This is a genomic window from Gelidibacter maritimus (assembly GCF_014062315.1).
GTDB lineage: Bacteria > Bacteroidota > Bacteroidia > Flavobacteriales > Flavobacteriaceae > Gelidibacter > Gelidibacter maritimus.
On record NZ_JACGLT010000003.1, the window covers coordinates 350,887 to 363,204 of the forward strand.

The 12,318-nt window shown below is 36.7% G+C and carries 11 protein-coding genes; 7 read left to right on the plus strand and 4 right to left on the minus strand.

Annotated elements, in window-relative coordinates; translation table 11 throughout:
- Positions 1 to 35: 35 nt before the first annotated feature.
- The 3 genes from H3Z82_RS05920 to tsaB are packed head-to-tail and all read left to right on the plus strand — an operon-like array spanning position 36 to position 3,506.
- On the plus strand, positions 36 to 1,478 hold the full coding sequence (locus H3Z82_RS05920) for a TolC family protein (RefSeq protein WP_182203612.1): 1,443 nt from the start codon (positions 36 to 38) through the stop codon (positions 1,476 to 1,478).
- 49 nt (positions 1,479 to 1,527) lie between these two features.
- Positions 1,528 to 2,823, plus strand: a complete 1,296-nt coding sequence (locus H3Z82_RS05925; RefSeq protein WP_182203614.1) for an efflux RND transporter periplasmic adaptor subunit — start codon at positions 1,528 to 1,530, stop codon at positions 2,821 to 2,823.
- Between the two features lie 17 nt (positions 2,824 to 2,840).
- Entirely contained in the window at positions 2,841 to 3,506 is a 666-nt protein-coding gene (gene tsaB, locus H3Z82_RS05930) for a tRNA (adenosine(37)-N6)-threonylcarbamoyltransferase complex dimerization subunit type 1 TsaB (RefSeq protein ID WP_182203616.1), read from the plus strand.
- Here the strand turns inward: tsaB and H3Z82_RS05935 are convergent.
- The 3 genes from H3Z82_RS05935 to H3Z82_RS05945 form a co-directional block, all read right to left on the minus strand.
- Positions 3,503 to 4,324 (minus strand): mechanosensitive ion channel family protein, encoded by an 822-nt coding sequence (locus H3Z82_RS05935; protein ID WP_182203618.1) that lies wholly within the window; start codon positions 4,322 to 4,324, stop codon positions 3,503 to 3,505. The genes tsaB and H3Z82_RS05935 overlap by 4 nt on opposite strands.
- A 443-nt stretch (positions 4,325 to 4,767) precedes the next feature.
- Positions 4,768 to 4,968, minus strand: coding sequence for a dodecin family protein (locus tag H3Z82_RS05940; protein ID WP_182203620.1), 201 nt, complete (start codon positions 4,966 to 4,968; stop codon positions 4,768 to 4,770).
- 62 nt (positions 4,969 to 5,030) lie between these two features.
- Complete coding sequence (locus H3Z82_RS05945; protein WP_182203622.1) at positions 5,031 to 5,933, minus strand: NifU family protein; 903 nt, start codon at positions 5,931 to 5,933, stop codon at positions 5,031 to 5,033.
- Between the two features lie 369 nt (positions 5,934 to 6,302).
- On the opposite strand from H3Z82_RS05945, the gene H3Z82_RS05950 reads away from it, so the two are divergent.
- The 4 genes from H3Z82_RS05950 to H3Z82_RS05965 all read left to right on the plus strand — a co-directional run bounded on the left by H3Z82_RS05950 (position 6,303) and on the right by H3Z82_RS05965 (position 11,314).
- Positions 6,303 to 7,313, plus strand: a complete 1,011-nt coding sequence (locus H3Z82_RS05950; RefSeq protein ID WP_182203624.1) for a PorP/SprF family type IX secretion system membrane protein — start codon at positions 6,303 to 6,305, stop codon at positions 7,311 to 7,313.
- A gap of 288 nt (positions 7,314 to 7,601) precedes the next feature.
- A complete protein-coding gene (locus tag H3Z82_RS05955; protein ID WP_182203626.1) occupies positions 7,602 to 9,761 on the plus strand; it encodes a histidine kinase in 2,160 nt (719 codons plus the stop codon).
- 146 nt (positions 9,762 to 9,907) lie between these two features.
- A complete protein-coding gene (locus H3Z82_RS05960) occupies positions 9,908 to 10,642 on the plus strand; it encodes a LytR/AlgR family response regulator transcription factor (RefSeq protein ID WP_182203629.1) in 735 nt (244 codons plus the stop codon).
- Between the two features lie 153 nt (positions 10,643 to 10,795).
- A complete protein-coding gene (locus tag H3Z82_RS05965; protein WP_182203631.1) occupies positions 10,796 to 11,314 on the plus strand; it encodes a gamma carbonic anhydrase family protein in 519 nt (172 codons plus the stop codon).
- A gap of 153 nt (positions 11,315 to 11,467) precedes the next feature.
- On the opposite strand, the gene murI is transcribed toward H3Z82_RS05965, so the two are convergent.
- The gene (murI, locus tag H3Z82_RS05970; RefSeq protein WP_182203633.1) at positions 11,468 to 12,247 is read right to left on the minus strand and encodes a glutamate racemase; all 780 of its coding nucleotides are present in this window, start codon (positions 12,245 to 12,247) and stop codon (positions 11,468 to 11,470) included.
- Positions 12,248 to 12,318 lie beyond the last annotated feature (71 nt).

Consider the following 12,318-nt stretch of genomic DNA (forward strand, 5'->3'; position numbering starts at 1 on the left):
ACACTTTAAATAATCGATAGACTTATATTTTAATTATGAAAAAATCAATTCTTATAGTTCTTGTCCTCATTGCGGTAAGTTCTCAGGCACAAGTAAAAAAATGGACGCTCAAGGAATGTGTGGCCCACGCTTTGGAAAATAATATCTCGGTAAAGCAAAGTCTTTTGGACTTAGAGCTGACGGATATCGAAAATATGCAAGCTATTGGTAGCTTTCTGCCACAGGTGAGTATGGGGGCAAATGTTTCAGAAAATACAGGTTTAGGTTTTAACCCATTAACCAACCAAGCACAGACCACGACATTCTTATCCGCCTCAGGACGAGTGAACGTTGGCTATACTTTGTTTGACGGACTTAGGAATTTCAAAGAGTTACAGCGCGCTAAAATATCCAAAATGGCCGCCCAGTTTCGATTGGACAAAATGGAGGACGATATCTCGTTGTTTGTTGCCAACAACTATTTACAGGTCATTCTCAATAAGGCCAATTTAAAGGTTTTAACCTCACAAAATACAATTACCAAAGACCAGTTAAAAAGAACACAGGAGTTGGTTGAAGCAGGCGTTTTGCCAGAAGGCGACATTCTTGAGATTAGGGCTAATGATGCTAGCGAAAGACAAGCCATAGTCAATGCCGAAAATGCAGTCCAGGTGTCCTTGATCAGTTTGGCACAACTATTATTAATTAAAGATTATCAAAACTTTGATATTGAAGATGAAGGTTATGATATTGTAGATGAAGGTATCTCAGAGAAAAGCGTTTATGAAGTTGTTGAAAACGCAAAAGAGAATAGAGCGGAAATAAAAATAGCTGAACAAAATGTAGCCTTAGCAGAAAAGGATGTTCAAATTGCAAAGAGCGCATACTATCCTACGTTGTCAGCGTTTTTTGGTTATGATACGAGATACTCAAGCACCTCCTCTTTTATTCAAAGTCCTGATCCAAACAACCCTGTCATTACAAGAGAAATAGGTGTTGTTGAAGGTACGGGACAATCTGTTATTGGAGAATTCCCAAATACAATCACTCAAGAAGTTGGTGCTGATCCATTTTTCGATCAACTATCACAAAATGATGGTATCTCTTATGGGCTTTCTTTAAACATTCCGATTCTTAATGGGTTTTCCGTAAAGAGCAATGTCAAACGAAATCAGATTAATTTAGAACGCAGTAAAAACCAATTGGAGCAAGCCCAATTAGATTTGGAATCAACCGTTTATCAGGCTTATGTTGACGCTAAAGGCGCCTTCAAATCTTATGAAGCAGCACAGTCGGCATTAGAGTCTCAAGAACTGGCTTATAATTACGCTAAAGAGCGTTACGATGTCGGAATTACCAACGCATTTGAGTTTAGTCAGTCGAAAGTTAAATTTGATAATGCTCAAATAGAGCTGAATCGCGCAAAATATGACTATATTTTCAAATTGAAAGTTCTTGAGCTATATTTTGGAATTCCTGCGATGGAATTGAAATTTTAATCATTGATGACCTATTAGTATATAGAGCATTACCAATACAATAACCGTTATGAGCAAAAAAACAACAATAATCGTAATATCCGCAGTGGTACTCCTAATCTTGGTATTGATTGTAGGAAAAAAAGCGGGTTGGTTTGGTAAAACGGGTAACTTTAAAGAGGTTGAAACTCAAGAGGTAGTCCTTATGAATATTGTGGAAAAAGTTTCTGCAACAGGTAAAATACAACCAGAGATTGAAGTGAAAATCTCCAGTGAAGTCTCAGGAGAAATCATTGATCTCCCGTTTAAGGAAGGTCAACAGGTCAAGAAGGGCGACTTGTTGGTAAGGGTGAATCCTGACCTTATTCAATCTGCCGTTAACAGAAGTCAGGCCACCTATCAAAATATAAAAGCAGGATTAGAACAAGCTGAAGCCTCCCTGAGAGAAGCTAAATTAAGCTATGAAAGGAACAAACAGCTTTTTGAAAAAGGGATCATCTCCAAATCCGAATGGGATAAAGCCGTTTCAGCTTATGAGATTGCCCAAGCCAACCGCCAATCAGCCTATTATAATGTTCAGAGTGCCAGCGCTTCTGTAAGTGAGGCTCGGGATAATTTGAACCGAACCACTATATATGCCCCTATGAGCGGTACCATTTCTAAATTGGATGTGGAATTGGGAGAGCGGGTTGTAGGAACACAGCAAATGGCAGGTACTGAAATTTTAAGGGTTGCCAATTTAAACAATATGGAAGTTGAAATTGATGTCAACGAGAATGATATTGTTAAAGTGCAAATAGGCGATTCTACCATTGTTGAGGTCGATGCCTATTTAAGAAAAGAATTCAAAGGCGTTGTAACGGCCATTGCCAATTCAGCAGCTGGAGCACTTACGGCAGATCAAGTAACCAATTTTAAAGTGAAAGTTAGAATACTTGAAGAGTCGTATCAGGATTTAAGTGAAGGAAAAGGTGAGAATTTTTCGCCGTTCCGTCCAGGAATGACCGCAACTGTTGATATTATTACCAAACGACAAAATGATGTGGTTGCTGTGCCAATCAGTGCCATTGTAATTAAAACAGATACGTCTTCTGTTAAAACCCCTTACGACAAGGCGATAGGTGATGGCGAAGTTACGGCACCAAGGATTGGAAGCGAGGAAAAGTTTGAGTGCGTTTTTGTAAAAAATAATGACGAAGCAAAACTAAGAGTTGTAACCACTGGTATCCAAGATGATGCCAATATTGAGATTCTTTCTGGTTTAGATGCTGGCGATGTCATTATTACTGGTCCTTATAATGTTGTCTCCAAGACATTGAAGTCAGGCGATAAAATTGAAGTAAAGGGCGAAGAAAGAAATAAATAGCCTTAAAGAGATTTAGAGTGTCATATATATTAAATATAGAAACTGCTACAACCAATTGCTCTGTCTCTCTTTCTAAAGAAGGTGAGATTATAGCCTTAAAAGAGGATTATAATTCGAAATACTCTCATGCAGAGTCCTTACATCTATTTATAGATTCGGTCTTTAACGAGGCTCAAATAAAACCACAGGATGTTGCTGCTATTGCAGTAAGTAAAGGGCCAGGGTCATATACGGGCTTACGTATTGGCGTGTCAACGGCAAAGGGACTGTGCTTTTCTTTGGATAAACCTCTGATTTCTGTAGACACTTTAGAGGCTTTATCACATCAGGTTCAAATAGCGTCAGAGTTCATTGTGCCCATGCTTGATGCCCGTAGAATGGAAGTTTATGCAGCAGTATATGATGCCACGTACAAACCAATGAGAGCTATACAAGCCCAGGTTTTAAATGAGGATAGTTTTCATGAGTTTTTAGAACAGTCCAAAGTTTATTTTGTAGGAAATGGTGTTGAAAAGACGAAAGACATTATAACCCATCCGAATGCTGTCTTTATAGAAAACAAACTCCCTTCAGCAAATGAGATGGGAAGATTAGCTTTTGATAAATACAAAATAGGCGACATGGAAGATGTCGCCTATTTTGAGCCTTTTTATTTAAAGGATTTTATTGGAACTAAATCTTAAGAATCCTTGATTATATGGACATCGCGCTGTGGGAAAGGGAGCTCAACTCCAGCTGCTTCCAAGCGTATTTTACCCTCTTCAATAAATTTCCAGTGTAACCCCCAAAAATCAGAGTTTTTAGCCCAAAAACGCAAGGACAGATTGACAGAGCTATCGGCCAATTCCGTAACCACCATCATTGGCTGTTTGCCTTCATCCTGTATGACTTCTGGCTGCTCATTGACCAATTCTAAAATCGTGTCTCTGGTCAATTTAATATCACTATCGTAACTGATACCGAACGTAATGGCATCTCTTCTAATGCCTTCCGATGAATAGTTCGTAATATTGTCGTTTGATAATTTTCCATTAGGTAATATCACCAACTGATTTCCAACGGTCAATAGTTTTGTGTTGATTATTGAAATTTCCTTTACCGTACCATCCACTCCTTGTGCACTAATAAAATCACCGATTTTAAATGGTTTTGTAATCAAGATCAATACGCCTCCAGCAAAATTGGCGAGAGAGCCTTGTAGAGCCAATCCTAATGCTAAGCCCGCAGCTGCTATAATTGCGGCAAAAGAGGTTGTTTCAATGCCAATCGTTCCTAATGCAACTACAATTAATACTACTTTTAAAGACCAGTATAAAAGGTTGAGTAAGAACTTTTGAAGGCTAATTTCATAATTGCCTTTTTGCATTCCCTTTTCAACGCCTTTCAAAAGTAGTTTTATGACCCACGACCCAATAATCCATATTAAAATGGCTGCTAGAACTTTTGGTCCAAAGTTAATTATCAACTCATAACCTTTATCAATCCAATGTTGTACTTTCATATGTAATTTTATGCTTTTAATGTTAAGCTACGAAGTTATAAATTATCAAAGTGAAAACACAAAGGAATACGTCTTTTATGAAAACATTAAAGAATTTAGTGTCAGAGATACAGGTGCATAAAACCTATAAAATCGTTATAATTTTTTAGTAGAATAACTGCCATGGATTCCAGTAAGCACACTACAAATTAAATAGAAAATACTAATAGAGGAAGCGTTCAAATAGATATTGTACAAACTTTGGCGGGCAGCAATCATTGTTCGGTTTTCAGGAAATACTCTGAATTTTAATCTAAACCTTTTGATGCCTTGGGGTGTTGTCCATAAAGAAATTTATAGAATGAAGAAATAAGAGTGTTCCAGAGCAACTACACAAATGAGAACACTTGTTGGAACACTCATAGCAAAAAAAATAGCGCTTAAAAAAAGCGCTATTGAAGGATTTAATCAACTTCGAACGTTATTTTCAAGTTGACCCGATATTGCGCCAACTCATTGTTTTTGACGGTTACGCTCTGATCCTTAACATATACGGATTTAATGTTTTTTAGTGTTTTAGAAGCATGGGTTACGCCATTTTTTGTTGCGTCCTCCCAGCTTTTATCTGAGCTTGATAATATTTCAATAACTTTTAATACTGCCATTTTTATGGGTTTTAAATTAATATTCGTTTTATCTTCTTAAAGATAAGAATAATATATTAAAATCAACCATTAATAGCTTCTACTGTCAGATGATTATCTTTGAGCATTTCCTTGAGCATCGTCTCAATACCATTTTTTAAAGTATATGTGGAAGAAGGGCAACCGCTACAGGCACCTTGTAAGATGACGCTCACTCTTTTGGTTGCTGGATCATAAGATTTGAACTCAATATTCCCTCCATCACTGGCAACAGCAGGTTTCACGTATTCATTAAGGATCGTAATTATTTCTTTTGAAATATCATCATATTCTTCAAATTTGGCCTCAGTCTGACTTTCAGTTTTTTTAAGGGCTTTAGGCGCATCTGCCAATATAATTTCTTTGCCACTTTCAATATATTGCTTGATAAACTCTCGCAATTCTGTCGTAATTTCTCCCCAATCCGCCACATCGTGTTTAGTGATAGAAATAAAATTCTCATCAAAATAAACGCGTTTTACAAATGGCAAATGGAATAACTCTGTAGCTAAAGGAGAGTATCTGGCATCTTCAATAGAAACAAATTCATAAGAAGTTGCCACTAATGGTCTATTGACAACAAACTTTAAAGCTGCAGGATTTGGAGTGCTTTCAGCATAAACTGAAACAGGCCCTTTCTTTTTTATAGTCTCTTCGGTTACTACTGCGTTTCCGTTATTGATATACTGTTCAATTTGTTGCGCAACTTCGTCTTGTACATCTTCCCACTCCACAATATCATAGCGTTCTAAAGCAATGAAGTTACCTGAGATATACACTTTTTTTATAAATGGCAGATAAAATAGTTGTTGCGCTAATGGAGAGTTTCCGGCTTCATCAATATTACTGAATTCAAAACTTTCATAATTGGTCAAAAACGTATCAGCCTCAAATTTTACAATTGTAGGATTGCTGGTTTTTTGTATGGAAATAGTTGTCGTTTGCATGGATTCATTTCTTTATGCAAAAATAAGGAATCTAAAGGGTAAACCCAGCTATTTTGAAAATGATATTAATCTTACGTATACAACGAATTAAACGTCTGTTTTTGCTTTAAATGGTTAAAAATTAAGTGATATCATCCTAACTATTCCCCATCAGACGGATTTAGTCTGATGCGGCGTGCATTCCTATTAATTTAGTATAGATGGGAAATCAAGTATAGAAATTTATATATTTGCCCTTACAAAATGCTGCTCAAGTATATCGACATTTTTAGTAGGTGTTACTATCCGCAGTAGCGTAGCGTTTATCGACGAACTTACGATGGTGTCCACAGATTTTAAGTCGATTTTATCTTGAAAAGTATGATAAATATGAAGTTTAAAAAATTTTATTTGCTAATTTTCGCGGTTTTGGTGGCGCAATTTAGTAAAGCACAAGAAGGATTACCGATATATTCAGATTATTTAACCGATAATTATTATTTGATACACCCGTCTATGGCAGGTGTCGCAAATTGTGCCAAGATAAGGTTGACGGCAAGGAAACAATGGTTTGGTCAGGATAATGCTCCAGCACTGCAAACCATGAGTGTGCATAGCCGCATTGGAGAGTCGCCTTCTGCCGTGGGTGCCATTGTTTATAATGATAAAAACGGCTACCACTCTCAAACAGGAGCCTACCTGACCTACGCCCACCACTTGATGTTTTCTCGTAATGAAATTGACTTGAATATGCTTTCCTTCGGGTTGAGTGCCGGTGCCATTCAATATAAATTGGATGAAACGACATTTTTAGATGAAGGTTTTGATCCATTGATCTCGGGTATCGAACAAAGTGCTACCAATTTTAATATTGATTTTGGATTTTCATATCACTTTATCAACTTTTATGCACATGCTACGGTTAAAAACCTATTAAATAACGATGGCGTCAATTCTAATGCCAATGGCATCTTCAAGTATGATAATTTAAGAACTTTATTGTTTAGCGTTGGAAACGTATTTTCCAAATTTGGTAGTGATTGGAGCTATGAGCCTTCTCTGATGTTTTTATATAGAGATGGAACAAAAGAAGCTTCTATTGATGTGAATGCAAAAGTCTACAAAGAAATGGAATTCGGTAAATTATGGGGCGGTATTTCATATAGAAGAAGCTTGGATGGAGCTGAATTTGCGAATGGACCGGGTGTGAGTAGTCAGAAGTTGCAATATTTTACACCTTTTTTGGGTGTAGATTATAAGAACTTTGTCTTTGCCTATACCTACTCTTATCAAGCAAATTCTGTGGTTTTTAATAATGGCGGTTTTCATCAATTGACCCTTGGCTACAATTTTAATTGTCGAAAGAAGAAGTATGATTGTGCATGTCCCGCAATCAACTAAGTCATCATACCTTTAAGGAAATCAGATTATATTATTCAGTTTTAAAATCTTCATTGTAATACTCTCTGTGAAATAGCTGTTTTCGTTTGGTTTTAAGCCTACATTCTTTTTTACTACTTTATAAAGTTTTTATTTAAAAAGCCGAAATGCGCCAAGAGATGCTATTATTTAGTGAAGTGTTCTTTCCACTTAGTTATCTCCTCAATATTGTTTAAACGGTGATAAGAGTTATGCATACGTGTTTTAATTAGTGAGATAAAACAAGTACTTTTAATCCGTTAAAAAGACATGCAAAAGATTCTTAAATATTTCTTGATTATAATTCTGAGTGTTACAACGCAGCACATCCAAGCACAGGAAAACGAAAATAATCAGTATAGATTCACGGTAAGAGGTTCAGTTAGAGAAAGTGATACGTACAAGCCTATTGCAAAAGTCAATATTGAGGTCAATGGTGGCGCCTACACAGTTACGGACAGTGATGGGGAGTTTCGAATCCAAGTTAAAAAAGGTGATGAACTGGTTATCAGGCATAAAGATTTTGAAACCGTTTATTACACCATTACCAGTAATGAGCGGATTGCAGTTAAGGTAAAACCGGCACTGCAGGAATCATTTTCAATCCCACAATTTAAACAAAGCGAACAGAGTTTTAATGCACTTATTGATTCGGCTGTTGCTTATCAAAAGAAAGATGCCGAAAAGAGTATTCAATTCATTACAGAGGCATTGTTGCAGAGTACATCTTCTAAAGAAAATGCAGATGCCTACGAAGTTTTGGCTGACGTTTATGTGCATTGGAAACAGTATGATTTAGCCGTGTCCAATTATCGTATTAGCCTCCAAAATTCTGATGCCAATGAGGTCCATTTAAAATTGGCGGCGGCCTATCGAGACAATAAAAGCTATCAGGAAAGTCTGGCTCAATACCAAGACTTAAACACCAACAGTCTGTCCAATTGGCAGCAAATTACCTTATATGAGGGGCTTGGTGATACTTATGTGGCGATTAAAATATATGATAAGGCCATTGAGAACTATAAAAAGGGACTTGCTGTTGCGCAAAAACATCGCATCAACCCTAAAATCACTGATCTTAATTCTAAAATTGCACAGACCTATAATATTTCAGGTAAAGCAAACCAAGCACAAGGCTATTTTCAAAATGCCCTCAGTTTAGCTTCTAAAGAAAATAAAACACGTTCGGTTAAAGAAAAGGTGACCGTTGCCGATTTTCAAAATACCAATAGATTATACAATGATGAAATTGAATTGCGCAAGGAAGCCTTGAAAGATATTGAAACCATTGAAAAAGAATCTTTGTTGGACAATGAAAGTCCGCTGACCTCACAAAAACAAAATTATAAAATCGGAAGTGCCTATTTTGCTAAAAAAGACTATGATAGTGCCATTCCATATTTGGAAAAAAGTATCAAGGAGGCCAATAAAAAAGAGGATTTAATCGTTGAAAAAGATGCCCGGCGAAAGCTATCGGATGTTTATTATGACGCTGGAGATTATAAGATGGCGCTGGATGCCTATAAAGCCTATACCGAGGTTGTTGATGAACTTTACATCAAAAAAGAACAGGAGCTCTCTCAAGCCGCACGTTTTAATAGAAGTATTACGGAAAAACAAAATCGGATCACCACTTTAGAAAGTGATAAAAAACTATCTGAAAGCCTCTTTCAACTGACAATCGAGCGAAATAAACGACAGGAACTCATAATATATTCACTCGTTGGTGGCGTTTTGCTCCTATTGGTCACTGCATATTTTATGTACAAATACATTAAACAACAACGATTGGCCAATAATCTGCTCGCCTTGAAATCATTAAGAAGTCAGATGAATCCCCATTTTATTTTTAACGCCTTAAATTCCGTCAATAGTTTTATTGCTTCCAATGATGAGCGAACCGCCAATAAATACCTCTCTGATTTTTCACAATTGATGCGTGCCGTTTTGGAGAATAGTGATGAAGATTTTATTCCGCTAGAAAAGGAAATAGAGCTTTTGGAGCTTTATACAAAATTGGAGCATTTTAGGTTTAGTGATAAATTTGATTATTCTATTAGCGTAGATGAATCGATTGCGGTTGACGAATACCAGATTCCACCAATGCTCTTGCAACCTTATGTGGAGAATGCGGTATGGCATGGATTGCGCTACAAGTTGGAGAAAGGACATTTGGATATTAGTATTCGGAAAAAGAGTATTTCTGAAATTTCGATTACCATTGCCGATGATGGGATTGGTAGAGCGCGCTCAAAAACATTAAAAACCGAGAATCAGAAGAAACAAAATTCAAAAGGGATGGGAAACATCAAAAAACGTGTTGCCATTTTAAATGAAATGTATAAAGATAAAATTGATGTTTATGTGGATAACTTCCAAAATGCTGAAGATGTCGGGACCAAAGTGGTGGTGACGCTGAGGAAAGACTAAAAGCTCATAGGTTCAAGCATAAAGGATGAAACCTGAGAATGAATATTGTTAAAGAAACAAATTACTAATATAAAGCTAAAGCAGTGTTGTAAAGAGCCCTAATTCTCACTCCTGACTTCGTGCTACCAACTCCCAACGTTTTACGTATGAAATTAAAATCAATTATTGTAGAAGATGAAAAGACCAGCCGGGAAATTCTAAAGAATTACCTCCAGAAATATTGTCCAAATGTGATTGTTTTAGGTGAAGCAGCCACTGTAGAAGAGGCTTTGGTACTGATTAGAAATCAAGATTTGGACTTGGTGTTCTTAGATGTTGAAATGCCTTATGGCAATGCCTTTGATTTGTTGGACAGGGTAGGTGACGTCAATTTTGAAACTGTGTTTGTAACCGCTTACAACCATTATGCAATAGAGGCCTTAAATGCCCATGCATCATATTATTTGATGAAGCCCATTTCCATTGATGAATTGATAAAAGCAGTAGATTATGTGACCGAAATTAGAACTAAAGAAGCGGCCTTACAAGATGAGGTACTGGTGACAAAAACGAAAAACATTGACGGGAAAATCAGTATTCCAACACAAGAAGGTTTTGAGGTATTGAATACCACGGATATTCTCTATTGTAAAGCCGATGATAATTATACCGAAATTTATTTGATTAGTAATAAGAAAAAACTGGTCAGCAAAACCTTAAAGTATTTTGAAGATGCTTTAAAGGACTCTGGTTTTGCAAGAGTTCATAAATCTTATTTGGTGAATGTAAACGAAATTGTAAAATATATAAAAGGGAAGGGTGGAAGCGTAGAGTTGAGCAACGGTAAACAAATTATGGTGTCTGCTTCCAAAAAATCAAAATTATTGTCTTATTTTAAGTAACAAATTCCTGCGCAGGCACGAATCTCATTTTGGAAGTTCTATTTTATAAATATTTTAAATTTTTTACAGAAAAACACCATCATCAAGCAATAACATTAACCTAAAGGAAATCTCAGTTATATTTCTGAGATTCCTTTTTTCAAAGGAATTCATATGCCAATCATAACATCAGTAAACGGAAAACATCCACAAATAGCAGACGATTGCTATATCGCCGAGAATGCCACAATTGTTGGTGAGGTGACCATCGGGACACAATGCAGTGTCTGGTTTAATGCCGTTATTCGTGGTGATGTCCACTATATTAAAATCGGGAACAAGGTCAATATCCAAGACGGTGCCATCATTCATGCTACCTATCAGAAATCGCCCACCACTATTGGAAACAATGTCTCCATAGGCCATAATGCCATTGTGCACGGCTGCACCATTCATGATAATGTATTGATTGGAATGGGTAGTATTGTTATGGATGACTGTATTGTGGAAAGCAATAGTATTATTGCGGCTGGAGCGGTAGTCACCAAAAATACCCGAGTGGAATCTGGTAGTATTTATGCTGGTGTCCCAGCCAAGAAAGTAAAAGATATTAGCGCTGAGTTGATCTCTGGTGAAATCCATCGGATTGCGGAAAACTATGTTAAATACTCAGGGTGGTTTAAGGAGGCATAAGGAATAGAAAACAGGGAACAGAGAATAAGGAACAAAGAATATAGAACAGAGAATCAAGAATTATGTACGTCCCTGACATAGGTTGACTGACGATTTTTCTTATATAAAATGTTCAGTATAATCAGAAATTCGTAATTAAAATAAGGCCGTATTTTAGAATTTTAGGTTTTGAACCTTATATTTTCCATCTAAAATATCATTTAAAACGTCAATGTTCCCATTGGTGAAAAATTGATTATTACCGCTTGTAGACCCTGTATTTAGAATTTGATGTTGTTCTAATACGGTTTTGGTTTGACGTGCTACGGCTTGCCCTGAATCGATGATTTTTACATGCTTGGGCAATAGGTCTAACAGAATTGGGATGAGATAAGGATAATGCGTACAACCTAAGACCAAATAATCGATATCAGCTTCGAGCATGGGTTTGAGATAGGTTTGCAGTAAGATTCTCATTTCATCGCTATTTGTTTTGCCGTCTTCGATAAGTGTGACAATACCTTCACCAATTTGTTCAATCACTTTAATACCGTGTCTGTACGGATCGGTAGTTTTATGGAATAACTCACTGCTCAGCGTTCCTTTAGTTGCCAAAATACCGATGGCCTTTGTTTGAGTACTTAAGGCAGCAGGTTTGATAGCCGGTTCAATGCCTATAAAGGGAATATCATAGGAAGCTCTTAAAATGGTGATGGCATTGGTGGTTGCTGTATTGCAAGCCACAACAATAAGCTTGCAGTTTTTTTGGATCAATAATTCTGTATTCTTAATACTCAAGCCAATAATTTCCTGTTTCATTTTATTGCCGTAAGGGGCATTGAAACTATCGGCCAAATAAATGGTATGCTCATGAGGCAGCAGGGCCTTTATTTCCTTAAAAATAGAAGTCCCACCAATACCCGAATCAAAGATGCCAATTGGTTGTGTGCTCATGGTACAAAAATAGGAAAGCCACTTATTAAAAGTGGCTTTTCAAAATATTTTTTGTTAAGAACTGAATTAGG